Here is a 25,595-nt window from a genome sequence, read left to right on the forward strand (position 1 = left end):
CGCGGGTGCTCGGCGTCGCCGCCGACGCCGGCCGGCTGATCGTGGCGATCGAGAAGGACGGCCGCGCCTCGCTCCGCCTCTACGACGCCGCCACCCTGACGGAGACCGGCCGCCTCGACCTCGCCCCCGGCGCCCCCGCCGCCGCGCCGTTGCGCTGAGATCGCGGGCTCCTTTGGGTTTTCCACAGCCCGTTCGACAAAAAATCCGCCCGGGCGCTTGCGGCCCGGCCGGCCCCCGGTTATAGGAAGCGCCTCTCCGCTGCTCCCTTCGTCTAGCGGTCTAGGACGTCGCCCTCTCACGGCGAAAACAGGGGTTCGAGTCCCCTAGGGAGCGCCATGCCTTTAAATAGGCGAGAGATATCAACCATTTACAGAGAAGTGGGACACATCCGAATTTGGGTGGGACACTTCTCGTTCTCCTGATGTCCGTGCGGCGCGCCTACGCGAGCCACAGCTTGGGCGCGGCAGCCGGTCCGGCGGCATGGAGACGAGGAATTTTCAACCCCGCGTCCAGACGAGCGAGGCCAAGTCCAGTTCAGCGGCGTGGACGCATTCGCTGATAGACTTCATCCCTGAGCGCAGCGGACCGGGATGCGCCAGGCGTCGAAGTACGCCTGACCAAGCGTCGTCTCAGTCACGATTGCCGCTCCGGCTGGAGCCTCCGCCGATATCCGAGCGACGCCGCCGCTTCCGCCGCCGCGCGTGCGCGCTCGACCTCTGCTAAGCGCACCAAAAGCTCGCCTATGGCCGCGCGTGGATCGCCGTGCGCGCGCTCGATAAGCCACTCGATCTTGGCCGCTTCTGCGGCCAAGGGCTCATCCTGAAACAGTTCCTCAACCGCGCCAGCGGCGCCCGCCTCTCGTGTCATCTTCATCTCCCGGCCTGATTGAGACCATGGATTCCACGAGAACACATCAGGAACAAGTATGAATTCGGGTGGTGACTGGCAACCCGTCCGAGGCCATCGAGCGAGCGCGCCAAGAGCGCGAGGCGGAAGTGCTGATCCACGATGTGCAGACGGAAGTCGCTCGAATGATTGCCGCGGACGACGTCCGGAGCGGCAGCTGAGCCTGCGGACGCCTCTGGCGATTCGCCCGGCCATGACGTTATAAGCCGATCATGTCCGACGCTCCGCCATCTGAAACAGCGGGCCGGCGCGTGACGCTGTTCGTCGCCGCCGTGTTCCTCACGATCGCGCTGATCTTCGGCGGTGTGGCCGGCTATCTGCTCGCTTCCAACGACGGCCCGCAGGACTTTGCCGCTGTCATGGGCGGAGGCGCGTGGATACTCGCCTCCGTCGTGGCCGCCCTCGCGCTCGCCGCCCGCTCGGGAAAGATCGTCGGGACGTCCGGCTGGGACCATGTGAAGTCGGCGGGCGTAGGCGTCGATCCCGACGCGATGACCGCTCAGGCCTGGGCCACGGAGGGCGCCCGATGGAGCGGCGAAGCCAGCGTTCCGTTCGGCGAGACCGCGCCCGTGTTGTTCATGCTGCTGTCCGGCCTCGCGCTCGCTTGCGTAGGCGTTGGCCTATGGTGGATGGGCCGGCTCACGCTTGGCGGCGTCGCTGTGACGTGGGGTATAGCCGCTTTCATGGCCTATTGGGCCTGGCTTGCTCACTCTGACGGCCGTGCGGACAGATCCTAGTGGCTGCTAAACTGCAACAAAAGCGGCGAAGGCAAGCGCATGTTCACTCCGAAAAATGTCGTGATCCTTGGAGTGGCGCTCGCCGCACTCGCCGCGCTCGCGATGCTGTTTCAATCGCCAGAGCCGCCTAGGGGTCGGCACATCACCTACACGGCCCTTCGCGCCATGAGCGCCGAACTGAAGTCAGCGACCATCTATGACAACGAACTCATCGGGCGAGACGCCCAGGGCAACCCTGTCGTCGCGACCCTTCCGGCCGATCCGACAATCGCCACGTGGCTAGCCGAGCGGGGTGTGGACGTCACAATCGCAGCAGCCGGAGGCTCCCAGAGCGGCGTCGCCAGCCTCGTGCAGATGGTCGTGTATTACGGATCGCTTATCATTTTCTTCGGGTTGCTCCTTCGCATCGCCCGAGCGCTGGAGGGCAGGCCTTACAGCTGATGGGCCTCATTTCACCGCTTCGAGCCAGACCGGGCGGTGATCGACCTCATGCTGAGTCATGCGCCGAATGACGAGGTCAAAGCCGCTGCCTGCACGCCGCCCGTCGCCACGAGCTGGCGCAGCTCTGGGCTGACCTGCTGATGGTGAACCAGGCGCCGCTGGCGGAAGTCGTTCGCTGGCGAAGGCCCGGGAGGTGAAGTCGCGGCGAGCAGGCCATATTAGATGGCGTCATCGCTGACGAACTGCACTCCATCCATTTCGGACAAACGGTCAGCTATTTCATCAACGCTTGTTTTTGATAGTCGGACAAAAGATATCGTTATCTCTTCATATCCGACTTCTGCGTGAGGCCGCACAAGAAATTGCCGCACGCGGGAAGCTCTAAGCCCCGCAACGTGGTTAAGAACCTCGATCGTCAATGCACCTGAAGGGGCTTTCAACTTGACTTCTTTAATCGCCAATCGGTCTCGGTATCGCTCCTCTAGCGGCTTCACGCCTGCTAGAATGCCAACGATGAGAGCGACCGCGGCGATGGCCGGCACGTAGAGGCCACCCCCAATTGCCAGACCAACCGCAGCAACGCTCCATAGACTTGCCGCCGTGGTAAGGCCGCGCACGACCTCTCCCCGCAGCAATATCGTTCCAGCCCCAAGAAAACTGACGCCTGAGACAACCTGCGCGGCAACCCGAGAAGGGTCTAGCGACACATTGGGGTAGGATAGAAGGTCCTCGAACCCGTAAGCCGACACGATCATTGCCAAGCAGGCCCCGACGCAAACGAGCATATGCGTTCTAAGGCCCGCAGCCCAAAGCAGACGCTCGCGCTCGACGCCAACAATACTACCTGCGGCCGCTGCCGCCGCGAGCCGACCTACTAATTCTACGTTTGTCATCCGCAAAATCCTATATCATACGGTTGACGACGTAGTTTTGCCGACATTTCCTAGGGCTGCAATGCCTGATGTTTGGACATGACGGCCTCTCGCTCACCCCGGCCCGCGCCACACCGGCAGGACGAGGTCCGACCTCCGCGGGACCATCGGCCGATCCTCCCGGTCCCGCGCCTCGACCGCCTGCCGGAGCTGCGACTGCTCCTGCCGCAGCAGCGCGACCTCCGTCCGCAGCGAGCCCATCGCCTCCACCAGCCGGGCCGTGTCGGCCAGGCGCTCGTCCCGGCCTTGCGTGAGCCGCGCGTCGAGCTGGTCGCGGGAGCTTTCGAGCCGGCCGATGTCCTTCATCATCGCGTCGAGCGGCCCTGTCCGGCGCTCCAGCTGCTCGATCGCGCTGTTGGTGGTGGCGATGCGGGACGCCCGGTCCCTGTCGATACGCTCGATCGCGGCCGCGTTGGTGGCCGCAAGTTTGGCGGTGTCGCTGATCTGGTCGATCATCCGCCACATGCCCACGCCGAGGACGCCGCTGACGACGCTCAGCAGCAGCGTCACGTAAGGCGCGATCTTGATCCAGTCGACGGCGGGCGTCCGGGTGAGCTGCGGCATCTGGTGAGGCATTGTCCCCTCCGCGGAGTGGTGATCGGCCATGCTATGCGGGATCCTTCAGGCAGGCGGCGCCGCTCAGCGCGCCAGCACCTTCGCGGCCGCCTCCACGACGGCGGCTTTGGCCTCCGGCAGGCGGGCCAGCACCTTCTCGTGGAGGGCGTCGTCGGACTGCCCGAGTTTCGTCACCGCCGCGGGGTTGTTGTCCTTGGCGAAGTCGATCACTTCTCGGACGATCACAGGGGTGGTGGTGGGGCCAAGGTCGGCGCCGGTGAGCGCGCGCCGCGCGATGATCGCCTTCAGGCCGTTCTCGATCGTGCGGTAGAGGCTCAGCGCCAGCTCGCGGTCCTTGATGGTCTTGAGGGCTTCGAGCGCCTTGCCGCCCGCGAAGGCCAGCATGGCGGCGCCGATGACGACGGCAGTTTCGACCACGTGGGGCCGCAGGCCGGTCCAGATTTCGTTCAGAAGGTCGAGCATGGATGGTCCTCCAAAGACCAATTTGCCGATGTCGGAAGAATGGTCGCCGCCCGCCGCTCACGCGTCCGCGCCATCGTCCGCGCCGGGCACGGGCGGGAGCGGCGGCTCGTAGGGGTCGTGGGGGTCGACCTTCGGGGGCGCTGCGCGGTAGAAGTGGGATCGGCCGTGGGCATTCCGTTGGCCCGCACACGGCCGCGGCTGTGAGGGGGTCGGCGCCCAATCCGCCCGCCTCACAGCCGCTCCCTCGCGAGGCGCAGGTTGACGAAGGCCTCGTTCGCGGCGGCGAAGGCGGCGTCGAATTCCGCGAGGCGCGCGGCGCGGTCGTCGGGTACGGGAGCGGGCTCGGCATCTGCAGTCACCGGCTTGACGCCATAGCCGGCCGCCTTCAGCGCCGCCTCGAACTTCGTCGCGTAGCCGGCAATCAGCGCGGCCTTGTCCGTGCCGTTGATCACCCGCCGCGCGTTCGTGTAGTCCGCCTTCGCCGCGGCGATGTAGTCGCCAAGCTTCTTGCCGGTAAAGGTGCCGAGGATCGACCCCTGAACCAGAATGCGGGCTGCGAGGGCTGGCTCCGCCGCCATCTCGGGAAGCCGGACGAGGTCGTACCCCGTGCGCTCCGACCAGTCGGCGTAGTTGCGGCGGCCCGTGATCTGCACGAAGCCGCGGCCCTTGAACCGCTTCCCGTCGCCGGCCTGCGTGTTGCCCAGGTCTTTCCGTCCCTCGTAGGCCGCGCCCGAGGCGTATTCCTCCATGGTGCGGAAGCGGTCCGCCTCGTGGAAGGCCGTGGCGAGGATGTAGGCGAGCTTGCGCAGGTCGCCGTCGCCGAACAGGCTCCAGCCCTTGAGGATGGCGGTCAGGCCATCCACGGCCTTCTGCGGGAGCGTGCCACCAAACGGCTCCGCCCGCACGGCCGCGAAGAATGCGGCTGCGTCCATGTCGTCTCTCCTGAAATGAAAAAGCCCCGCGCGATGGCGGGGCGGCAGCAGCGGGGGCAATTCCCATAACCGCGTCGGAATTATCATTGGCTTGTGGTCGGTCGCTCGCTAGAAGGATCGCGCGCGGCGACGGGGGGCAGTCACCCGCCACGGAGCCGGGGCGCCGTTCACCACACTTGGCGACCCGGCTCCGTGTTTTTTTACAGACGCACCCGCCGCGATGATCTGCCCCGTCGCATTGCGGTTGGCTTGTTGTCGCTTGCTCGTTACGGTGCCCGCGCGTGGGGGCCTGGCCAACATCTCCACGCCTCGGAGCCGGACCGGATCCCCCCCTCGATTCCTCCGGTCCGGCTCCGTGTGTCCCAGCAGCAAACAGCCCGCTTCGAGCGGACCGGGACAGTCGGGTTTGACGCATTGCTTGTCGTCGCCCGCTTGCTACAAGGCGGGCGCGCGATGCTCGGGGGACGTCTTCGCGCCATGGAGCCGGGCGTTTCCTGCGTCCCCATGCCGGCGCCCGGCTCCATGTCCCCGAGCAAACATCGGGCGATGGGAGCGGGCGTAAGACCCCAAATTAAAAGCGTCACGAAGTCGTCGACAGTGGCATAATTACGTGTGCGGCATTTTATGACATTTGCTTAAAATGAGGTGGAGATTTTGTACAAGATAAGCAGTGGCTCTGGCGATGGACGAGCGCACGTGCTTTGTCACGACGCACAGGATGCTCTTGTTTCGTATCGGGCCTTGATCGAATTCGGAGCCGAATCAATCGTCATAAGTGCGCCCGAAGGAAATGAGATTTCCCCGGAAGAGTTGGAGGCGCTTGCCGAAGAAGCTGCCAAAGACGACTCATTTTGAGCAGGTCATCATAGGTGGTCCACTTGGCGGTCGGCGGCCTCCTCCGCGGCCATGATCGACCACCCGCGCGCGGCCACCGCGCGGGCGAAATGAAAAAGACGGTCAGAGGTGGCCCCGCTTCGCGCGGGCCGGAGGGGTTGGGTCAGACCTCGATGCCCACCGGCGCCATCTTTTTCGCCTTGAGGTCGGCCACCATCGTGCCGCTCAGCGTGGCCGCGAACTGCGCCGGCGCGGCGTAGACGAAAGCGATGTCGACGTCGCCGGCGTAGACCGACCCGACCGATCCGCTGCCGGCCCGAAGGCGCGCCCCCGACACCTCGCGGGTCCCCACGATGTCGTTCCGCGATGCGCCGCCGCCGAGCGTGTGATTGAAGAGCGCGAGGTAGGTCGGCCCAACTTTAACTTCCAGCAGCATCCACGCCCCGGGGGTGTAAGGCGCGTCCCGGATGTAGAGGTCCTGCGTGCCGTCGCCTTTGGTCCAGTTGGCGTAGGCGCGGATCGTGGTTTCGCTGTCCTGCCGCACGACCAGGCCCGCCTCGCGGCTGGGATCGGCGAGGCTCGGTCCGCGCGCGGACAGCAGGATGCCTTTGCTTGCGCCCCCGCTTCCCGCGCCGGGCAGGCGGGCCGCGATGAAGACGCTGCAGCTTGCGCTCTCGGTGAAGTCCACGTCCACGAAGTCCCGCGCGCCCGTGAAATGGGCGTACATGCCGCTGATCGTGGGCGCGCCGGTCACCCGGCTGACGTTTCGGCTCCGCCCCTGGGCGAGATTGGAGGTCAGGTAGCCCCGGTGGGTCCGGAACGCGTTCGCGTAGGCGCCGGGGATTGAGCCCACGTCGAACCGGAAGCCACCGGGCGTCGCGCGCGGCCCGGCCGGGATGAGCTGACTCATGACGTGCTCCTTACTCGGCGGGCGGCGTGAGCCGGCCGCTGTTGACGTCGTAGCCCCACCCCACGGCAGCTCCCGAGCTGCCCGCCGGGATCACGCCCTCGGGAAGGCCAACTTCCGGGTCCCACACGATGGTCTGGGTCACGACGCCGTTGGCGACGACGAGATAAGTCTCAGCCAAAGCGGCCTCCTCAGATGGTGATGGCGATCGATGCGCCCGCGGCGTTCTTCCGCGCCGCGAGGATCTTCTGGGTGAACAAGAAGAGCGCGTGGATGTGATCGTCCGAGCAGGCGAAGGGGAAGGTGATGATCGCGGCGGCGTCGCACCGTCCGGTCCCGCTCGACGCGTAGTTCCCGCCCGCGCGCCAGTTGCGGCCGGACACGACGCGCGCGTCCGCCGGCGTGGCGTCGATCAGCATGGAGCCGGTGGTTTTGTTTCCCACCGTCAGGTCGGTGGAGCGGCAGCGGCTGTAGACGAAGCCCCAGCTCGTCAGCGGGTCGGCGGTCAGCCCGGAGAGCCAGTTCGTGCTGACGGGCGGCGCCGCCGCTGTCTGCAACCCGGCGGAGGCGCGGAGCCCCACGCCGGCCTCGCGGACGAACAGCGACGCGCCAAAGTCGGTCGGGTCGCCGGCCGTCCCGCCGTTGGTCGTCATCAGCCACGCCTGATTGCCGGTGCCGGTCACGCCCACGGCTCGGCCCACGACGATGATCGTGTGTTCGACCGTCTCCGGATAGGCCGTGTCGATGTAACGCGAGCCCTGCGTCAGCTCGGCGTAGCCGTCGCGGTAGACGATGGCTCCGACCGGCGTCAGCGCCGCCTTGCCCTTGGCGTAGTTGAACGCGGTCTGCGCCGCGTTGACGCCCGGAAAGGCGATGATGTCGGCGCCCGACACCGGCAGCATGGCGTCCTTCTTGCGGTGCTTCTGCCACGACGGCGACGGGTTGGCCTGCCGTTTGGCGAGGCAAAGCTGCGTCATGATCACATCTCCTGAAAGGCGGCGGCGATGGCCGCAGCGGTCACGGCCGCGAGCTGCGCGCGGCCGGTGGGCGCGGCGGGATGAAGACCATCGCTGATGGTGGTGGTGGCGACGCCGGTGGCGGCGTTGACCGCGGAGACGTCAAACGGGTAGCCGTCCGCGCTCATGTGGGCCCACGCCCCCACCGCCCGGATGCGCGCGTCGCCGAACGCGCGGGTCCGCTCGATGATCTTGGCGAGGATGAAGCGGTTCTCCGCCGTGAAGTTGAGGTCGGCGTTCACGCCCATGGGCATCGCCGGCATGCCGAAGAGGATCACGGCGTTCGGCGCGGCGGCGCGGATCGAGGCCGCGAGGATGCGAACGCCGTTGTCCACCTGCCGCATGAGCGTCGTGAGGTTGCTCTCCTCCGACCGGTCGTTGGTGCCGTGGTTGATCCAGACCACGGCCGGCGTCGGGAGCCCGAAGCGTGCGAGGTAGAAGGCGAAATCGAAGATGTGGCCGTTGAACACGTTCTCGACCGGATCGGAGCCCGTCGACGGTCGGACGTAAGGGTTGATCGTCAGCTTGTCCGCTTTGCTCATCGCCATGTAGGCGGCTTCCTGCCCGGCCGGGAGCGCGACCACTTCGCCGTCCAGATCCTCGTAGGTGTAGTCGCTGAAGGCCCGGCTCTCTCGGCACTCCCCGAGCGGCCCGGAGGCGTCGGTCGAGCTGGTCGCGCTGCCCGACGAAGGCACGGTGCCGATGAAGCTCGGGGCATAGCCAAGCGCCGTCAGGAGGTCCCGCACCAGCGAGGGCTGCTGCCGGTTCGTGATCGAGTCACCGATCATGTGGATCGGCAGCGCCGGCGAACCCGTCACCGGCTGCGCCACCTTGATCGTGAGCGGAATGACGTGCCGGAGGTCCTTTTCCGCGCTCAGGCGCCGCACCGAGAGCGCCCCGGACGTCCCCACCCGGGCCGGGTCGATCTCGAAATACCGCTGCCCCTCGGGGGCGTAGCCGGCGCTCTGGAAGGTGACGATGGCGTCGGACGCCGCCGTGTCGCGATCGGTCAGCAGGTTGGCCGGGTAGATGCGCGTCACGCCCCGCCCCGACTCACGCCGCTTCACCGTGGCCTGCCGAAACCCGGTGCGCGACTTCGACCGCACGGCCGGCACGACCGCGAGAAAGGTCCCGCGGCTGACCAGCGAGGGCACGTATTCGAAATCGCCGTAAATCTCTTCGACGCGGCCCGGCGACATGCGCCGCCGGCCCTGCTTCGGCACGTTTTCGGTGGGTATCCAGAGGAATTTCGAGCCCTTGACCGGCCGGATCGTCGGGGCCTGCTCGAAGGCGGCGACGATCCGCGGCGCACGGGAGAAGATGAAGGCGGCCGGCGACAGGGTCTCGGTCGCGCCCTTCGGATAGACGAGACCGCGCACCGTGTTGGCGAGCCGCGGCCCGAGCCCGCCTGCAAGGACGTTCGCCCGATAGCGCGCGACGCCTTCCCGGGCGCCCATACCCGCCGCGGCGCGCAGCCCGCCGGCCGCGACCGCCGCCCGGGACTCCATGTAGCCGCGCAAAGACCCCGCGCCGCCGTCGATCGCCGCCACGAGACGCATGATCAGGCCCCCGCCGGCTGCACGGGGCAGGTCCAGACGCGCCGCAGCGGGTCCTCGCGCCTCGGATCGCCCATCACCCGCCAGATGTCGGCGCCAAGCGTAAACAGGCCGCCTCGGACGGGCCGCGCGACCTCGGACAGGCGAACGTCGAGCATGCCGGACCCCACGTTGAGGCGAGCCGCGCCGGGCTCGATCTCCTGGTCCCCCGATTTCAGGATCACCCGGCAGGGAAGCGCGTCCGCCGCGCCGGGGGCGCGATAGGTCGCCGCCGCTCCGAGCGCGTCGAACGCGCTCGCCACCGCCATGTCCGCAAGATCCGCCCGCATCGCCGCCTCCAAACGCGAACGGGGCGCCCGAAGCGCCCCGTTTCGCATGGGTCCTGTTCCGCTCCGGTCAGTCCGTGGTCACTTCCACCAGCACCTCCGGCCGGCGGCAGAGCGCCAGCGGGTTGGACTGGCTTTGCAGCTCCACGCCCGCGCCGTGGTCCAGCACCTTGGGCGAGATCGAGACCTCGATCCCGGGCAGGTTGGCGTAGCGCACGTCGTGGGGCGGCGCGTCATAGGTCGCGAAGGCTGACTGGGTGCCGGTCGGATAGGCGTGGCCCTTGTTGGCGGCGACGAAGCGCTCGTTGGTCACGCCGCCGGCCGGGCTCTTGATCGGCGCCGACCCGCGATACTCCCGGAACAGCAGCGTCTGATGCTCGAACAGACGGCCCCACTGGCCACCGAGCCGCTGGCGCTCGGTCGCGGCCAGCTGTCCCGCGAACTGGGTCTGGAGCCAGTATTTCTCCACGTTGGGATGCCCGACGAGCTTGTTGAAGAACTCGGGCGACACGATCGCCTCCGCGCCGGTCATGGTCTCGCCGCGGATGTTGTCCTGCATGTGCCCGAGCACCTCGTCGCACTTGGCGTTGACGTCGGTGTTGGCGTCGTCCAGTTCGAAATCCACCACCTTCTTGGTGATGCCGAACGCCTGGTAGAGGTCGTAGAGCACCCGGCCGCGACCGTCCTTGATCAGGCCCTTCAGCGCGCCCGAGCGAACATATTCACGGGTGATCTTGTGCTTGTTCATGATGGTGAACAGGCGCTTGACCATCTCGTCGTCGAGGGTGCGGGGCCGCACGCCCGCGCGCCCCAGCACCGTGACCATGTCCTGAAGGTCCTTCGGCGTGATGTAGTCCATGTGGGGGAAGTGCGGGATCTCGAAGTAGATCGCCTCGCCCGGCTCGCGGTCGGCGACCGTGACGAAGCGCGCCTCATCCAGCACCCGCCGGTCGCCGTAGAACTGGCGACGGGCGTCGTTGAACGCGCCCCAGTCCACGCCGTCGCCGCCGGGCGTCTGCCCGAGCGCTTCGGCGGCGTATTCGGCCCCCATCTGGGTGTAGATCGCGCCGACCACGGAGCCGTTCAGCGCCGCGGCCTTGACCTCGGACTCCGAGTATTTCGCCAGCAGGCGCTGCTTCACCAGCGCCGACACCAGCCGCGACACGCCGCGCCCCTGCCCGGGCCGGCGCTTCTCCTTCAGGTGCAGCACCTTCGGCCGGTCCCAGTCGCCGACGCGCTCGAACCGCTCGATCCGGGTCCAGTGGTGGGCCTTGGCGCCCACGTACCAGTCGCTCGGATGCCCGTCGCGGAAGTGATACGCGACCGCGGCGTTGTCCCGATCGTACTCCACCCCGCCGCGAAGCTCGTCGTCGTCCGCCACGCCGTAGGGGTTCGACAGCCGGTCGGCGTCCACCATCTGCAGCGCGGTGGCGAAGGGCCATCCCCGCCGCGGAATCCAGCGCAGCAGGCCGACGGCCTCGCCCACCGACACCAGCTCCCGGGCCGCGAGCCCGATCAGGCCCGCCACCGGCAGGTCGCGCTCCGCATCGGCCCGAAACGTCGGGTCCTCCGCGAACTTGCGCCATTTGGCCTCGATCCTGAGCGCGAAGGCGTCCGCCTCGTCCTGGCCGATCCCGAGCGACACCGCGTCCGGCTTGGCGTTGAGCCGGAACGTCGCTCCGACCGTCATGTCGACCTGGCGGTCCACCGCCGCCTGCGCCCAGCCGTCGTTGCGGATCAGGTCGCGGATGCGCGCCACCGACAGGTCGCGCTCGCCCAGCCACTCCCCGTCCGCCGACAGCAGCGGCGGAACCCAGCCGGCCACGGACTGGGCCGTCAGGTCGGCGGCGGCGTAGGACGCCCCGCCGAAGGCCATGGGGCGGGAGCCCGCCCGTACCCGGACGCGGGGTTTCGCCTGCGCCGTCATCGGGGACCGAAGCCCGCCACCACCGGCCGCACGGGCGAAGGCTCGCCGGCGAGCCTGGCGCGCAGCATCCGCAGCCGGACCAGCTCCTGCTCGACCTCCGTCAGCGTCGCCACCGCGAGCTTGGCGGCGATCTGCCCGCCATAGGACACGTCGGTGGCCTGGCCGCCGATCAGACGCGCGCGCTTCGCCGCCTCGAGCGCCAGGATCTGGGCGTCGATCTCTTCGAGCGTCATGGGCGCGGGCCTTAACGGTTGAGCTGGGCCAGCCGGTCGAGACCGGCGAAGGGCGAGGCGCGCAACCGCGCGGGCGGAGTGGCGTCGGGCGCCTCCGCCACGGGAGCGTCAGGAGCGCCGTCGACAGGCTCCGGAACCACGACGACCTCGCGGCCGCCCGCGGCGTCGTCGCCGAACAGGCTGGTCTGCGCCGGCGCCGACAGCGCCGCGATCTGCGCGGCGCGCTCCGCCCAGCGCTCCTCCGGCCAGTTCCAGAGGTTCAGGAAATGCGACAGCGCGGCGTTGTAGGTGCGGCAGTCCAGATAGTGGTTCGCGCCGTGCTTCACCCAGACCCGGCGCGGCTCGCCGGAGCTGTCCTTCTCGAGCTGGACGCTTTCGGAGGTGAGCTGGCGGAAGTAGTCCTCCGACGTGTCCGCCGGGAAATGGCAATAGCCCCGGGGCGCCGACTGGCCCGGCTCCGCCGCCTCAAGCCCGCGGGAGAGATAGACCATGATCGCGGACTTGAGCGACCAGCCGCCAATGAGCCAGACCTTGACGCCGGCCTTGCTGGCCTTGCCTGCGGAGAGGCCGCCCTTCAGGATGTCCGCGCTCTCCGCGCGGTAGATCGCCGGCCGGCTCCAGCCGTCCTTGCCCTTGACCGCGATGCAGTTCACCCGCTTGCGCGTGAAGTCGTAGACAGCTTCAGCGTTGTAGCCGGAGTCCACGCCGACCAGATCGAACTGGACGCGGGCGCCGGAGGCGAGGCGCACGCCGCGCTCCACGTAGTCCGCGAGCCGCGCCCATGCGCCCTCACCCGAGGCGTCGGTCTCGCCGGGCAGGAGCTGGGCGTCGATCAGCCAGTTTTCACGGTTCGGCCCCCAGCCCAGCGACTCCACGTAGACGCCGTAACCCTGCACGTCGACGCCCAGCGTGAACGCCAGCGGCCCCACAGGAGCCCTGCGCAGGGTCCAGTCGCCCTCGCGCCGAGCGGACAGGATTTCCCACGCCACCACGGCGTCCTTGGCGTCGTAGTCCCGGCCGAGATCGTCGCACTCGAAGGCCTTCCGGGCCACCGGGTCGGTCCCGGCGTCGACGTCCTTCTCCGCCAGATGGTCCCAGGTCTCGAGGTAGTTCATCACGCCTGTGATGGCGTAGCTCTTGCGGCCGTTCCGGCCGTTCGGAAAGCGACCGCGCCACGCCTCGATCTCGTCGGACGCGATCGTCTTGGGCGGCACGACGCCGTCCGCGTCCGGCGCGGTGGATATCCAGAGCCCGAGCGCGTTCATCGCCTCCCGGTCTCCCTGGCGGTGCTCCGCGCCGCAGGTGGGGCAGACGAGCCGGCAGCGGAACGGGGCCACCGGCTCCCGGACCACGTCCTCCCACTCGAAATCCGTCAGCGCGCCACAGGCCGTGCAGCCCATGTGCCAGCGCCGACGGTCGCCCGCTGCGTATTTGCGCGCGATGCGCGAGCGCTGCTTCTCCACCGGCGACGACACCTCGAACGCCTTGGACAGGCCGAAGCGCCGGTAGGACTTCACCCGGGCGTCGGCCATCTTGTCCGGATCGCTTTCGCGGCCGGCCATGTCGTCCCAGGCGTCGATGTCATCCTTCAACACGTAGCGGATGGAATGCTGGCGCAGCGTCGCCGCGCTGTTCGCCCCGGCGAGCAGGATGAAGCCGCCGTTGAACACGATGCGGTCGCTCGTCGTGCCCTTGCCGTCCCGCGACTTCTGCGGCGCCACCACGCCGCCCTTCGCCGGCGCGAGCGCGTCGCTGTCACGGATCATCGGATCGAACTTCTCGGTCTTCCAGTCCTTGGCCGCCTTGATGGTGGCCTGGACGTACATGGCCGGGCCGGGCTCGCGGCACATCATGTGCCCGAGCCAGTTTTCGCCCGCCGCCGACCCGCCGGACTGGGCGGGCTTGATCAGCGTCACCGTGTGGCACGGATCTTCCGGGCCGAGCGCGTCCATGATCTCCACGAGATACGGCATGGCGTCGTGCGTCCACGGCCCCGGCTGGCTCGACGCCTCCGCCGACAGCCGGCGATGGCGCAGCGCCCAGTCGCTCACCGTGAGCGGAGCCTCGGGGCGGATCGCCGCCGCCGCAGCGCGGTAGAGGAACCCCACGTCGGACAGCTCCGCCGCGAAGGACACGTCGAAAGCGTGATCAGGCATCGGCGTCCTCCATGGTCGGCGCTCCGTCCGGCGCGGTTTCCGTTTCGGCGGCGGCGTCCTCCGCCTCCGCCAGCTTGTCGATGTCGACGCTCGCGCCCGAGAGCGCGCGTCGCACGGCGGCGTCGATCAGCGCCCGCACCGCGCGCGGGTCGCTTTCGTCGGCGACCTTCGGCGCGACCAGCGCGCCGACGGCCATCATGTTGGTGCGCAGCGAGCGCATGATCTCCGCCTGGGCGCGCTCCACCTGAGCGCGGCTCACGAGCGCGCCCACGCGCTCGCCATAGCCCAGGCGCTCGTTCAGCGCCGACCAGTGCTCCTTTTCCGCCCGCGAGGACCGCGCCTGAGCGCGATCGGCGTCCAGGGCCGGCGAGAGGGCCGCAGGCGCGATGGACGCCGCGAGCGCTTCGCCCTGCGCGGGGGCGGTGGGCGCCATCCGCTTGAGCGGGTTCTGCTCGACGGCGCGCTTGGCGTCGGTCGCGGCGACGTCCACCAAGTATTTTCCCGGACGCCGCGGGTCTTCGACCCGAACAAGCGGCCACTTCGACGCCGCCTGCTTCGAGACGCCGCGCATGCGCGCGTATTCGGCCGCAGTCACGTAACCCGAGGGCACGTCAACCGCCGCCGTCATCTCGTCATCCTTTAATCGTCAATCGGGTCAACGATGTTGACTGGCCGCTCAACTGGCGAACAAAAGCGCTAAAGCCCACCGCATTCGGCTGGAAGGCGGGGAAGGACCCGTTCGGATCGATTAGCAGCCTATGGAGGGGTCAAGTGCGCCCCATTCCGGATGGCCCGGACACGAAAAAGCCCGCCGCGACTCAGTCGGGGCGGGCTTGGCGCGCAGTGCGGGCCGGGTTCAGGGTCAAGTTTTAGTCGCACTTTGTCAAGCGGCCTCGTCGACGGCGATGAAGGCCGTGCCGCGAGCCCCTGATTTCCAAGGCTCCATCATGGGACGGCAGCGCGCGACCTCGTAGGACCAAAGCGCGCCGCGCAGCTCGCGGGCGATCAGAACCAGGCCTGCGCGCCACCGCGTCCACTGTTCGCGCCCGAATCGGACGAGGCCCGGATCGACCAACGGCACGACCCGGCAGGCGACGGCGCGGCGGCGGGCGTCGAGCTCCATGCAGACGCGGCCGCCGCGGCGCAGGGGCGCGAGCCGTTCCGCCTCGCGACCGTGCCACTCCGGTTCGGTCGCGGTGCGGGCGTGGCGCACGATCAGCGCCGCGGCCTCCGGCTCGAGGACGGCGAGCCAGGACACGGCGGCGTGGACGCGCACCGCGTCGTCGTCGAGCGAGAGACCGAACCGGGCCGGGCCGCCCTCCACCCGGGCGCCCAGCCGCCAGACGCCGGACGCATGAAAGCCGCTCGGACCGTTGCCGACCACCATCCGCGCCATGGCCCGATCGATCTGCTTCTCCCGATAGGCCCAGATCAGCAGGTCCTCGACCGAAATCGCCTGCCTCAACCGCAATGGAGGGTTCATGGAGGGTTCATGGAGGGTTTGCGTCATTTCGTCATCAATGATTTCAATGACTTATGGAAGGTATGGAGGGTATGGAGGGTTATTCCGACCTACGCACGAAGGAAGAGAGAAGCCGTTAGATCATGCGCGCGCAGGCGGTTCGGCCAAACCCTCCATACCCTCCATACCCTCCATAACTATCTGACATATCTGGCATAATTCCATGGAGGGTTATGGAGGGTATGGAGGGTTGGCGATCAATCGAGATCCTCGCCGGACCTGCCGCCCTGCCCGGTCGGAATGTTCTGAAGATAGACGTTGTCATAGACGTTGGCAGTCATCGTCTTGCGCCGCGAAAATCCTCGATCCGACATTCGTCGGGCGAAGCTTGTCTCTTTCAATGAATTCACAGCGCTTTCTCGGCACCATCGTGCATAGGCGTCATACATCTCGCGCGCGAGCACGCTCATGCCGGGCGACTTCACCACGCATTGCGCGATGAACTGCCCGAGCGGGTCGCTGTCCTGCCGGTATTCTTCCGTCGCGGCGCGGATGGCGTCGGGCGCCTCCAGCCCACGCTCGGCGTAGAGCCGGACCCCGTCCAGCAGCCAGTTCAGGACGCCCGGAGCCTCCTCCAGCAGCTTGCGGCCAAGGTCGCGGTCCCGCTCCTCCTTGGGAATGATCACGTCCCACGGCACCAGCAGCACCCGCCGCCAGATGCCGAGGTCCTGCCCGCGGATGTTCGGCCGGTGGTTGCCGCTGACGATCAGCTTGAACTCCGGCTTGAACTCGAAGAAGCCCTTGTTCAGGTGCCGCACGGTGATGGGCTCGCCTCCGGTCACCTGCTTGATCAGCGCCTCCCCCAGTCGCACGCCCTCGTCGGGCTCGGAGGTGCGCAGGAAGCGCACGCCGGGCAGGCGCGCCAGATCCGGCGTCGGCTCCCCGCCCCGCTTGTGGTCGTCGCGGGTGAGCGAGGCGAAGTCGATGGTGGCGCCGTAGCCGCCGACGACGCTCGCCACCAGGTCGAACAGGGTGGATTTGCCGTTCGCCCCCTCCCCGATGTTGAGCAGCATGACCTGCTCCGTCGTCACGCCCGTGAGCGCGTAGCCGAGGAACCGCTGCAGGAAGGCCCGCACGCTGGCGTCGGGCTGCACCCGGGCGAGGAAGGCGTCGAAGGTCGGGCACCGCGCCTTCGGGTCATAGGCGCAGGACGCCACCCGCGAGATGCGGTCCTCCCGGGCGTGCGGCCGCATCTCGATCAGGTCGCCGCCGTCGTCGGCGGGGCGGCCGTCCGGCCCCATGCGCACCCGAAGCGTGCCGTTCGCCACGTTGATGGCGAAGGGGTCCGGATCAAAGTCCGAGGCCGCGATCGTGAGATAGGGCCGCGCCACGTCGAGCCCGCTCTCGTAACGGGCCCGGTTTCCACTCGCGATCTTCCACTTGAACAGCTCCTCGGAACGCGCCCGAAGGGTGACGATTTCGGTCCCGAGCTTCTTCCGCCGCTCGTCGTCGTCCTCCTCCTCCAGCTCGGCCTTGGCGTCATCGACCCGGGCGCGGCAGGCCGCGACCTCGTCCAGGATGTCCTCGAACACCGCGTGGATGGCGCGGCGCGCCGCGTCCTCGCCGCCCTCCACGTTCCAGCGCGCGCCGTCATACTGCGCCCAGGCCACCTCCGACACGTAGAGAAACCCGCCGCCGGCGCGCGCCACGAAGCGGCGGGCGTTGCCCTGGTCGTTGCGGTCGAGCCCCGAGAGCTCCAGCGAGAAGGCGAGAGGATCGACGATCTCGTGCGAGGCGACGATCGGCGCGTTGAGCAAAATCGAGCGGAGGCCGGCCGGCGCCGACTGAGGGTCCAACCCGCTCACGCCGCCGCCTCCGCGTCCGCGGCGCGGTCGAACAGCGTCCCGCCCGCATAGGTCTCAGCGGCGTGGTCCACCTCCTTGCAGGCCTGCGCGTAATAGCTCGGCTTCAGCTCCGTGCCGACGAATCGCCGGCCGCATTTCAGCGCGACCACGCCTTCGGAGCCCACCCCCATGAAGGGGGAGTACACCGTCTCGCCGCGCCGGGAGTAGAGCCGCACCAGCCGCTCCGTCAGGTCGAGCGGCATGGGGCAGAGGTGCTTCTCCGCCTCCGGGTCGCGCGCCAGCCGGGCGTTGATCACGTCGGTCTCGCGGCAGTCCATCCACACCGGCGAGGCCCAGCGCTGCCACACCTCGAGCGGGAACTCGTCGGTGTCGTGGGTCACGGCCGGCGTGTCGTCCATGCCACTCGCCCATTTGCGGAAGGTCACCACATATTCGGGCAGGCCGAAGCGCACCCGCGCCGCGTCGGTGCGGAAGTTCTTGAACAGCAGCCCGTCGGGCTTCGCCTTCTGCATCTCCCGCACGGGGTCGCGCCACACCGTCACGCGGCCGTGGAAGGTCCAGCCTTCCTCGATATGGGCGCGGATGCAGGCGCCGGTGAAGTCGCGCAGCCCACGGTCGCCGTTGGCGGAGCTGTTCGAGTAGTAGACCAGATCCTTGACGTGGATCGCGGTCAGCCGTCCCGGCCGCGTCACGCGCAGCTTTTCGCGGATCAGGCAGCGGTAGGTCTCGAAGAACTCCTCGTCGCCCGCCACATTGCCCATGTCCCTCGCGCTCTCGGAATAAATGTAGAGCGAGGAAAACGGCGGCGAATAGACCGAGAAGTCCACCGAGGCGGACGGCATGGCGGCGGTGAACTCCACCGTGTCCACATTGTAGAGGGCGAAGTCTTCGCCCAGATGCTGCGCCAGGACGGGCGCGCCGGTCATCGGCTCCATGGGGTGCTCCTTGCGAAAGGGGGCGGCTCAGGGCCGGCTCGCCAGCCACGCGGGCAGCGTGGCGGGGGAGCCCGGCGCATAGGCCTGGAAGATCGGGTTTTCGACGCCGGCGCGGCGCATGGCCTCCGCCATGCCGGCCTTCATCTCGTCGTGCTCGCGGGCCTTGCGCTGGATCGCGCGCCATTCGCCGATCTGGGTTTCGGCCACGGCCACATGGGCGCGCACCTCGCGCGTCTGCCCGAACCGCCACGAGCGCCGGACGCCCTGGTAGAACGACTCGTACGAATAGCCGGGGTCGGCGAAGGCCTGCCGCGCACAGTGTTGCCAGTTCAGTCCAAAGCCTGCGATCGAGGTCTTGGTCACGATCCGCTTGGCATGGCCCAGCGAGAAGGCCGTGAGCTTGTCCTCTTTCTCCTCGGGCGACATGGCGCCCCGCACGTCCAGCGCGTCGGGGATGGAGGCGCAGAGCGCGTCGGCCTCGTAATTGGTCTCGCACCACACGATCCACGGCTCGTCGGGCTCCGCCGCGACCAGATCCGCGACGAAGCCGACCCGGGCGTCGAGCGTCAGGCGCTTCTCGCCATGCCGGGCGGTGGCGCTGGTCTCGGGCATGCGGAACAGGGCGTGCTGCCCGTCCCGGCCCGGGCCGGCCCCCGCGCCGCGATCAACGGCGATGTCGTGGCGCGGGATCGAGAGCGGCGGCAGCTCATAGCCGGCGTCCGAATGGCCGAGGTCGGACGGGCGCGAGGCGCAGCGCGCCCAGCTCGCCACCCAGCTCCAGAACGGCCGCACCGCCGCCCGCTTCAGCCGATAGCGACCCATCTCGGTCTGATCGGCGATGAAGACGCGCGTACCGATCTCGCCGGGCTCTCGGACCACGCGGGCGTCGATCCCGAACGCCGCCGCCTCCCGGGCGTGCTGCGCGCCCACCGCCAGCGGCGCCAGCAGCAGGAACGGCCTGTTGGTCGCTTCCACCACCTGCCGGCCGAACTCGAGCTGGACCAGCGTCTTGCCGAGGCCGGTGTCGAGGAAGGCGGCGGATTGGCCCTGCCGCAGCGCGAAGGCCGTCACGTCCGCCTGCAGCGGCCGCAGGCGGGGGTTGAGGTCGAGGTCGCCCACGAGGCCCCGCATCGGCGACCGGGGCGCCTTGCGGGCGATCAGCGCGTGATAGGCGGCAATATCGCTCATTCCGCAGCCTCCGCGGCGACGGCCATGTCGGCGCAGTTCGCCGCGACCAGCGCGGCCGCGAGCGGCGGGCAGACGGAGTTGCCCACCATGCGGCCCTGAGCCTCAAGCGTGAGCCGCCGTCCGTCATGGCCGCGGTCGATGACGTACGAATCCGGGAAGCCCTGCGCGCGGAACCGCTCGCGCGCGGTCAGCATCCTCATTCCGATATCGACGATCTCGTAAAGCTGACCCTCGACGGTCACGAGCCCGAGGCGGTCACGGACGGTCACGGTCCGCATGGGATCGTCGACGCCCTGCCCATCGGTGTCCGAACCGTAATAGGCCACCAGAAAGGCCCGCACCTCCGCGGCGTGGTTGCCGCCGCCGCTCGCGGTGCGCAGCGGCTCGTCCGCGGGCGCGTCACGCCGGTCGGAGCCGCGCAGGTTGAGCATGTGGGCGGCGACGACGCCGGTCTTGCCCTTCTCGGTCTCGGTCGGAGCGCAGTTGTCGAGCTCCGCGCCGACCGACTGGCCGAATTGCTTCGTCAGATGAGCGGCGACAACGCCCTGCTGCGTGTAGCCGGTCACGCCGCCGCCAGTGACGGTCGAAAGCGGCGCGTCGGCGGGATGTCCGACGACGCCGGTGTTGTGCTGCGCCAAAAAGGCCGCGACCTGAAACGGATGCGCCCCGCCGGCCGTCAGCGTGTGCATCGGCTCGTCGCCGGCGCTGAACGGCTTCTGCGCGTTGCGCATGGTCATGAGATGCGGCGCGACGAGCTGGTCGCCATTTCCGGTCGGCACCACCGTCGCCGCCGGCTCGTCGATCGGCCGCGTCCTCGGCTCCTGCCCGTCGCGCTCGCCGTAGCCGCCCTGCGCCGCCGCCTCAACGCCGAAGGAGCACCCACATGAGCGCGAACGCCGCCCCGCCCCGAACGCCGCCCCTGGATCATGACGCCGCCGAGGTCATCGCCGGCCGTCTGTTCGACGACGAGGCCCTGCGCGACCGCGTGTGCGAGATCCTGCGCGAACGCGGCGCGTTCGTCGTGACGGATCTCGCCGACGCCGACCCGGACGAGATGGCCGAGCTGGTCGCCGGCGCCGTCGACCAGAACGAGCTGTCGTCGCACGCGACCGAGTCCCTGCTTCTGTCGCTGGGCCTGAAGCCGGGCGCGCAGGACGTCGCCGCGGAGGCCCTCGCCGCCATCCGCTGCGGCCGCATGGACGAGGCCGCCCACCTGATCGAGCGCGGATTCGACACCGCCTCGGTCGACGCCGCCCAGCATCTGCACCGCTACCGGAGTCGCGCATGAGCGCCTTCTCACTCCTGATCGAGATCGCGGCGCTGCGCCGCGGCCTCGACGCCGTGGCCGCCGCCCTGCCGGGCAAGACCACCGTTCCGATCATCACCCACGTCAAGCTGGAGGCCAACGGCCCCAAGCTGAAGCTGACCGCCACCGACCTGGACCGGGCGATCGAGGCCGAGGTCGCGGCGATCGAGGTCTCGGGCGCGATCACCCTGCCCGGCAAGGCGCTGCGCGACGTGCTGAAGCGCTTCAACGACGGCTGTCAGGTGGCGATCGCCTCCGACGGCGTCTCCGCCCAGGTCAAGGGCGGTCGGGGCCGCGCCCGCCTGCCCGCCTTGCCGGCGGCGGACTTCCCCCCGGCGCCCGCCCCGGGCGAGGACGCGCCCGAGCTCGTGATCGACGGCAAGACCCTCGCCGGACTGCTGGACGGCGTGGCCTACGCCGCCTGCACCGACCTGAAGGCGCGCTTCTACCTCTGCGGCGTCCACCTGGAGACGATCGAGGCGGACGACGGGCTGCGCCTTCGGGCGGTCGCCTGCGATGGATTTCGCCTCAACTGGCGCGACGCGCCGCTGATCTCGGGCGCCATGGTGGCGCGGCCGGTGATCGTGCCGAACGAGACCGTGGCGCTGGCGACCAAAGCCGCGGGCGCCGGCGGGGAGGCGTCGATCGCCTTCGACGCCGCCCGCTTCCGGCTCGCCTGCGCCGGCGTGACGCTGTCGTCGCGGCTGGTGGACGCCACCTATCCCGATTACCGCCGGGTGGCCCCGTCCGCCGCCGACACGCCCGTGCTCGCCACCATCGACCGGGAGCAGCTCGCCCGCGCCATCGAGGCGGCGCTCGCGGTCGGGACCGACAAGGGCCGGCTGATCCGGATCGCGATCCACGAGGACCGCCTCGTGGTCGACCGCGACGAGGGCGACTACGAGGTGGAGATGACCATCGACGCGGAGGCCGCCGCGACCGACGCCCACGCCGCAGCCTTTCCCTACGTGGTCGGCGTCAACGGCCAGTATCTGGCCCAGACCCTCGCCGGGGTCGGCGGCGACACGCTGGATCTCCGCCTGCTCACCGGCGACCGCCGCCTGCATGTGAGCCTGCACGGCAAGGGCGAGGACACGAGCGCCTACGCCATCGTCATGCCCCAGCGCCTCAAGCCCGGCTCCGCACGCCCCGACGACGACGCCGCATCTGAGAAGGACGCCGCATGAGCTCGCTCAACCGCGCCAGCCTGATCGGCAACCTGGGGGCCGATCCCGAAATCCGCCGCACCGGGGCCGGCGCCAAGGTCGCCTCGCTGCGGATCGCCACCTCCGAGAGCTGGAAGGACAAGGCCAGCGGCGAGAGGAAGGAGCGCACCGAGTGGCACTCGGTTGTGATCTTCAACGAAAACCTCGCGGAGATCGCGGAAAAATACCTGCGCAAGGGGTCGAAAGTCTTCGTCGAGGGCCAGATCCAGACGCGCAAATGGCAGGCCAACGACGGCTCCGACCGCTGGTCCACCGAGATCGTCCTGCGCGGCTTCGCCGGCCAGATCGTCATGCTCGGGCAGCGCGGCGACCGCCCGCCGCCCGCGAGCGAGGACGACTACGGCGCCGCCCGGACCTCCACGCAGAGCGCGGCCGCGCCCGCCTCCGGCGGCGGGACCTACCGCGACCCCATGGACGACGACATTCCGTTCGCGCCGGAGGTGCGGTGATGATCCCTCGCGAGCGTCGCGAACGCGTCCACCTCATGCTTTCCATCATGGCGAGCGCCGGCGGCTGGGCACATGCCTCCGACGAGCCCGGCGAATGGATCGCCCACTTCTGTGGCGATGGAGAGCCTGACACGCTCAATCTGGCCGCCGACGCTGGACTGATCGACGTGAGCCACGACAGCCTCTTCGATACCAGCATGGCGCGGCTGTCCGCCGCCGGCCGGCAGTTTCTCAGCACGCACGATGTCGATGTGCGCGCCGCGGCTCCCACGCTCCTGGAACTGCGGGCGTTGTGCGACTACCGCCGCGCCCGCATCCTCGACCTGCTCGCGCGCGCCCTGCCGGGCGAAGCCCGCCAATTCCACGGCCTCTCCGATCTGGACGAGATCGCGCTCGAGGCGACCCGAGCCGTCGAGGCGGTCGAGGGCGCCGACGCGACGCAGCGCAGCGCCCGCGCCCAGCTCGTCATTCTCGCCGCCATGACGCGGGCGCAGGATCTGGCGCTGCGCGACAACACGCGAATGGCCACCTCCGACACCGAAGCCGCGCGCGACGTGCTGGCGGAGCGACGCCGCCAGGTCGAGGCGGAGGGCTGGACCCTCGAGCACGACGACGCTCATGACGCCGGCGAGATGTCGGCCGCCGGCGCGGCCTACGCCATGTCCGCCTATCTCGGGACAACCACCCGCTACTTAGCCCTCGACCCCACCGGCTTCTGGCCTTGGGACCCGTCGTGGTGGAAGCCGAAATCACCGCGCGAGGACCTTGTGCGGGCCGGCGCGCTGATCCTGGCGGAGATCGAGCGCATGGATCGCGCTGCGTCGGCAAACACGCCATGAACCCCGCCGACATTCCCCGCTTCATGACCTATGTGGACAAGCTGCCCTGCGGCTGCTGGTTCTGGACCGGGGCGCGCTCGCGCGGCGCGGGGAACCGCAAATGGTACGGCTCGTTCCGCACCGGCCGGCAGGTGGTGCGCGCCCACCGCTTCGCGGCCGAGGTGATCGGCGGCCACGCGCCGCTGCGGCCGGGCGAGCACCGCGACCACACCTGCGTCTTCAGCCTCTGCGTCAATCCCGAGCATATCGAGAGCGTGACACGCGAGGTGAACCAGTCGCGGAAGCTGGCGCGGCGAGAGGGTGCGCCACTCCAGACGGAGCGGGCAGATGGGTAAGATGGAGCCTCTTTCGCCGACGGTCGAGCGGCTGACCTTGGCGACCACGAGGATATTAGCCGCCGCCCCACGCGGACTTCGCCGCGATGACGCCGCGGCCTATATCGGCGTGAGCCCCAGCAAGTTCGACGCGCTCGTCAGCGACGGCCGCATGCCCCAGCCTTTCAGGATCGACGGCTGTGTGGTCTGGGACCTGCGAAAACTCGATATGGCCTTTGACGCCCTTTCGGACGATGCTCCACGCAAGAGGCTCCCTTGGGGACAGTAAGCGCGATGAAGGTCGACCTGACCCATGTCTGCTCCGACGTCGACCGTCACGGCAATGTCCGATATTACGTGCGGATCAAAGGCCGCCCGAAGGTGCGCCTTCCGCTCCCCGTTGGCGGCGTCGAATTCATGGCGGTCTACGGGCAGGCCACGGCGGGCAAGCCGCCTCCGGCCCGCGCCAGCACCCGCGGCACGTTCCGGGCGCTGTGCCTGATGTACTACGAGAGCGCGGCCTTTAAGGGCACCGACGTCAGCACGCAAAGCTGGCGGCGCCGCGCCCTCGATCGCATCTGCCGCGAGAAAGACGGAGGGTTCTGGCCTGCCGCGGCCATGGACGCCTACGCCGTCGGCGAGTTGCGGGACGAGCTCGCCAACCAGCCCTCGGTCGCCAACACGCGCCTGAAGGCGCTCAGCGCGCTTTACAAATGGGCGGCCGCCAAGAAGCACGTTCCAGCCAACCCCGTCGTAGGCGTGGCCCGCCTGAAATATGCGTCCGCGGGCCACCACACGTGGACGCTTGACGAAATCGAAACGTTCCGCGCTCGGCATCCGCTGGGCACCAAGGCGCGGCTCGCCATGGAGCTTCTGTTCTGCACGACCGGCCGGCGGGAGGACGCTCCGCGGCTCGGGCCGCAGCACCTTCGTCGCGGCCGCGTCGTCTTCACCCAAGCGAAAAACGAGCACTGCGCCCCGATCCAGGTCGACATTCCGATTCGGCCGGAGCTTGCGGCGGCCATCGCCGCTTGTCCGAGCGGGCATCTGACGTTTTTGGTGACGGAGTTCGGCAAGCCGTTCACGGCGGCCGGTTTCGGCAACTGGTTTCGTGAGCGCTGCGACGAGGCCGGGCTGAAGCACTGCAGCGCCCACGGCCTTCGAAAGGGCATGGCGACCTGGCTTGCCGACGTCGGAGCGAGCGAGCACGAGATCATGGCCGTCACCGGCCACCAGACGCTCGCGGAGGTCGAGCGTTACACCAAAAGGGCCAACCGGAAGCGGCTGGCGACATCCGCCATGGAGCGCCTGAACGGTGGGACACTGGAGCAAAAAAGCATTGCAAAACAGTGAGAGAGAATTGGCCGGTGGGACGCGCTAAGATATTGATTTTGCTTGATAGGCCAATCCCCTAGGGAGCGCCAGAGACTTCAAGCATTTTGCCAAACATCTTATGTTCAGCGCGCGGATAACAGGCGCGCGCACTTGCCGTTGCGCGAAGAATTCATCGCGCAACGCGACGTTGTTGGCTTGCTGACTGTCCATTGTCGGGTGGTCTGCGTCGGGGAAACTCCGAACGCATGGCGCGCATATGTGCGCCGCTTGATTGACCAAGCAGCACATTTTTGGCCGCTTCCACCCGCTTAGTCTGTCCGCCGGGTGTCTAGAAAAGCGCCCTCACCGCGCCGGCCCGATCGGCCGGCGCGGTGTTTTTGTCAGGTTCGCCGCGCTTACGCCGGCTTGCGGGATTTGCCCGCGCCTTTCAGCGTCGCGGCCGCCTTCTCGCCGCCGCCGACGGCCGCGCCGGTGGCGGGCTCCCGTTCGGGCTCCCCGGCCACGTCGAGATCGCGGGAGGCCTGCTCCCAGTGCTCCCGTTCGCGGCCTGTGGGCTGGCCCTCCTCGATCCAGATCTGGTAGGCGCGGTCGCGAATGTCCTGCGTGCGGTCCATGGTGTCCTCCTGTTTTCAGAAGGAAGCGATCGGCCTCGCGGAAGGTTCCACCGCGCGGCCTGCGGGCGCGCGCTTCGTGGCGGATATGGCGGAAGACCAAGCTTACGTCAGCAGGCCCTGT

Annotated in this window: 29 protein-coding genes and 1 tRNA gene; 10 read left to right on the forward strand and 20 right to left on the reverse strand. The window is 68.8% G+C overall.

Going from position 1 to position 25,595, the window contains the following annotated elements; all coding sequences use genetic code 11:
• Positions 1-260 precede the first annotated feature (260 nt).
• Positions 261-336, forward strand: a tRNA-Glu gene (locus ACFQ4O_RS01675).
• Positions 337-633: 297 nt separating this feature from the next.
• On the opposite strand, the gene ACFQ4O_RS01680 is transcribed toward ACFQ4O_RS01675, so the two are convergent.
• Positions 634-873 (reverse strand): hypothetical protein, encoded by a 240-nt coding sequence (locus tag ACFQ4O_RS01680; protein ID WP_378773886.1) that lies wholly within the window; start codon positions 871-873, stop codon positions 634-636.
• Between the two features lie 284 nt (positions 874-1,157).
• Here ACFQ4O_RS01680 and ACFQ4O_RS01685 point away from each other — a divergent pair, with 284 nt between their 5' ends.
• The gene (locus tag ACFQ4O_RS01685; RefSeq protein ID WP_378773887.1) at positions 1,158-1,643 is read left to right on the forward strand and encodes a hypothetical protein; all 486 of its coding nucleotides are present in this window, start codon (positions 1,158-1,160) and stop codon (positions 1,641-1,643) included.
• A gap of 39 nt (positions 1,644-1,682) precedes the next feature.
• Positions 1,683-2,084 (forward strand): hypothetical protein, encoded by a 402-nt coding sequence (locus tag ACFQ4O_RS01690; protein WP_378773888.1) that lies wholly within the window; start codon positions 1,683-1,685, stop codon positions 2,082-2,084.
• 218 nt (positions 2,085-2,302) lie between these two features.
• On the opposite strand, the gene ACFQ4O_RS01695 is transcribed toward ACFQ4O_RS01690, so the two are convergent.
• The 18 genes from ACFQ4O_RS01695 to ACFQ4O_RS01780 form a co-directional block, all read right to left on the reverse strand.
• Positions 2,303-2,977 carry an MgtC/SapB family protein gene (locus ACFQ4O_RS01695; protein WP_378773889.1) on the reverse strand — a complete coding sequence of 225 codons (675 nt, stop codon included), beginning with the start codon at positions 2,975-2,977 and terminating at the stop codon, positions 2,303-2,305.
• Positions 2,978-3,070: 93 nt separating this feature from the next.
• Complete coding sequence (locus tag ACFQ4O_RS01700) at positions 3,071-3,592, reverse strand: hypothetical protein (protein ID WP_378773890.1); 522 nt, start codon at positions 3,590-3,592, stop codon at positions 3,071-3,073.
• Positions 3,593-3,655: 63 nt separating this feature from the next.
• The gene (locus ACFQ4O_RS01705; RefSeq protein ID WP_378773892.1) at positions 3,656-4,054 is read right to left on the reverse strand and encodes a hypothetical protein; all 399 of its coding nucleotides are present in this window, start codon (positions 4,052-4,054) and stop codon (positions 3,656-3,658) included.
• 230 nt (positions 4,055-4,284) lie between these two features.
• Positions 4,285-4,986: a hypothetical protein gene (locus ACFQ4O_RS01710; protein ID WP_378773893.1), complete on the reverse strand. Its 702-nt coding sequence runs from the start codon at positions 4,984-4,986 to the stop codon at positions 4,285-4,287.
• Positions 4,987-5,983: 997 nt separating this feature from the next.
• Positions 5,984-6,730, reverse strand: a complete 747-nt coding sequence (locus ACFQ4O_RS01715; RefSeq protein ID WP_378773894.1) for a hypothetical protein — start codon at positions 6,728-6,730, stop codon at positions 5,984-5,986.
• 10 nt (positions 6,731-6,740) lie between these two features.
• Entirely contained in the window at positions 6,741-6,908 is a 168-nt protein-coding gene (locus tag ACFQ4O_RS01720; protein WP_378773896.1) for a hypothetical protein, read from the reverse strand.
• Positions 6,909-6,918: 10 nt separating this feature from the next.
• A complete protein-coding gene (locus tag ACFQ4O_RS01725; protein WP_378773897.1) occupies positions 6,919-7,704 on the reverse strand; it encodes a hypothetical protein in 786 nt (261 codons plus the stop codon).
• Positions 7,705-7,706: 2 nt separating this feature from the next.
• Positions 7,707-9,302 (reverse strand): DUF6441 family protein, encoded by a 1,596-nt coding sequence (locus ACFQ4O_RS01730; protein ID WP_378773899.1) that lies wholly within the window; start codon positions 9,300-9,302, stop codon positions 7,707-7,709.
• Positions 9,303-9,304: 2 nt separating this feature from the next.
• Positions 9,305-9,628 carry a head-tail joining protein gene (locus ACFQ4O_RS01735; protein WP_378773900.1) on the reverse strand — a complete coding sequence of 108 codons (324 nt, stop codon included), beginning with the start codon at positions 9,626-9,628 and terminating at the stop codon, positions 9,305-9,307.
• A gap of 67 nt (positions 9,629-9,695) precedes the next feature.
• On the reverse strand, positions 9,696-11,501 hold the full coding sequence (locus tag ACFQ4O_RS01740) for a major capsid protein (protein WP_378773901.1): 1,806 nt from the start codon (positions 11,499-11,501) through the stop codon (positions 9,696-9,698).
• Positions 11,502-11,548: 47 nt separating this feature from the next.
• Positions 11,549-11,785 (reverse strand): hypothetical protein, encoded by a 237-nt coding sequence (locus ACFQ4O_RS01745; protein ID WP_378773903.1) that lies wholly within the window; start codon positions 11,783-11,785, stop codon positions 11,549-11,551.
• Between the two features lie 11 nt (positions 11,786-11,796).
• Positions 11,797-13,941, reverse strand: coding sequence for a phage terminase large subunit family protein (locus ACFQ4O_RS01750; protein ID WP_378773904.1), 2,145 nt, complete (start codon positions 13,939-13,941; stop codon positions 11,797-11,799).
• Positions 13,934-14,569, reverse strand: a complete 636-nt coding sequence (locus ACFQ4O_RS01755; protein ID WP_378773906.1) for a hypothetical protein — start codon at positions 14,567-14,569, stop codon at positions 13,934-13,936. The genes ACFQ4O_RS01750 and ACFQ4O_RS01755 overlap by 8 nt, the downstream gene beginning before the upstream one ends.
• A 255-nt stretch (positions 14,570-14,824) precedes the next feature.
• Positions 14,825-15,424, reverse strand: coding sequence for a hypothetical protein (locus ACFQ4O_RS01760; RefSeq protein ID WP_378773907.1), 600 nt, complete (start codon positions 15,422-15,424; stop codon positions 14,825-14,827).
• 236 nt (positions 15,425-15,660) lie between these two features.
• On the reverse strand, positions 15,661-17,268 hold the full coding sequence (locus ACFQ4O_RS01765; RefSeq protein WP_378773909.1) for a DNA primase family protein: 1,608 nt from the start codon (positions 17,266-17,268) through the stop codon (positions 15,661-15,663).
• Positions 17,265-18,203 (reverse strand): DNA-methyltransferase, encoded by a 939-nt coding sequence (locus ACFQ4O_RS01770; protein WP_378773910.1) that lies wholly within the window; start codon positions 18,201-18,203, stop codon positions 17,265-17,267. The genes ACFQ4O_RS01765 and ACFQ4O_RS01770 overlap by 4 nt, the downstream gene beginning before the upstream one ends.
• 27 nt (positions 18,204-18,230) lie before the next feature.
• Positions 18,231-19,391 (reverse strand): helicase-related protein, encoded by a 1,161-nt coding sequence (locus tag ACFQ4O_RS01775; RefSeq protein ID WP_378773912.1) that lies wholly within the window; start codon positions 19,389-19,391, stop codon positions 18,231-18,233.
• Positions 19,388-20,170: a DNA cytosine methyltransferase gene (locus ACFQ4O_RS01780; protein WP_378773913.1), complete on the reverse strand. Its 783-nt coding sequence runs from the start codon at positions 20,168-20,170 to the stop codon at positions 19,388-19,390. The genes ACFQ4O_RS01775 and ACFQ4O_RS01780 overlap by 4 nt, the downstream gene beginning before the upstream one ends.
• Before the next feature lie 104 nt (positions 20,171-20,274).
• Between ACFQ4O_RS01780 and ACFQ4O_RS01785 the strand changes: the two genes are divergently transcribed.
• From ACFQ4O_RS01785 to ACFQ4O_RS01815, 7 genes are read left to right on the forward strand one after another with little or no spacing between them, the layout of a single operon-like run.
• The gene (locus ACFQ4O_RS01785) at positions 20,275-20,679 is read left to right on the forward strand and encodes a hypothetical protein (RefSeq protein WP_378773914.1); all 405 of its coding nucleotides are present in this window, start codon (positions 20,275-20,277) and stop codon (positions 20,677-20,679) included.
• The gene (gene dnaN / locus ACFQ4O_RS01790) at positions 20,676-21,884 is read left to right on the forward strand and encodes a DNA polymerase III subunit beta (RefSeq protein ID WP_378773915.1); all 1,209 of its coding nucleotides are present in this window, start codon (positions 20,676-20,678) and stop codon (positions 21,882-21,884) included. Before ACFQ4O_RS01785 ends, dnaN begins: the two co-directional genes overlap by 4 nt.
• A complete protein-coding gene (ssb, locus tag ACFQ4O_RS01795) occupies positions 21,881-22,372 on the forward strand; it encodes a single-stranded DNA-binding protein (RefSeq protein ID WP_378773917.1) in 492 nt (163 codons plus the stop codon). Before dnaN ends, ssb begins: the two co-directional genes overlap by 4 nt.
• The gene (locus ACFQ4O_RS01800; protein ID WP_378773918.1) at positions 22,372-23,211 is read left to right on the forward strand and encodes a hypothetical protein; all 840 of its coding nucleotides are present in this window, start codon (positions 22,372-22,374) and stop codon (positions 23,209-23,211) included. Before ssb ends, ACFQ4O_RS01800 begins: the two co-directional genes overlap by 1 nt.
• Entirely contained in the window at positions 23,208-23,546 is a 339-nt protein-coding gene (locus ACFQ4O_RS01805) for a hypothetical protein (protein ID WP_378773920.1), read from the forward strand. The genes ACFQ4O_RS01800 and ACFQ4O_RS01805 overlap by 4 nt, the downstream gene beginning before the upstream one ends.
• On the forward strand, positions 23,539-23,814 hold the full coding sequence (locus tag ACFQ4O_RS01810) for a helix-turn-helix transcriptional regulator (protein WP_378773921.1): 276 nt from the start codon (positions 23,539-23,541) through the stop codon (positions 23,812-23,814). Before ACFQ4O_RS01805 ends, ACFQ4O_RS01810 begins: the two co-directional genes overlap by 8 nt.
• Before the next feature lie 5 nt (positions 23,815-23,819).
• Positions 23,820-24,878, forward strand: a complete 1,059-nt coding sequence (locus ACFQ4O_RS01815) for a tyrosine-type recombinase/integrase (protein ID WP_378773922.1) — start codon at positions 23,820-23,822, stop codon at positions 24,876-24,878.
• 377 nt (positions 24,879-25,255) lie between these two features.
• Here ACFQ4O_RS01815 and ACFQ4O_RS01820 read toward each other — a convergent pair whose 3' ends face one another.
• Positions 25,256-25,474 (reverse strand): DUF2934 domain-containing protein, encoded by a 219-nt coding sequence (locus ACFQ4O_RS01820; RefSeq protein WP_378773923.1) that lies wholly within the window; start codon positions 25,472-25,474, stop codon positions 25,256-25,258.
• Positions 25,475-25,595 lie beyond the last annotated feature (121 nt).

The organism is Methylopila musalis, from assembly GCF_042679725.1.
GTDB lineage: Bacteria > Pseudomonadota > Alphaproteobacteria > Rhizobiales > Methylopilaceae > Methylopila > Methylopila musalis.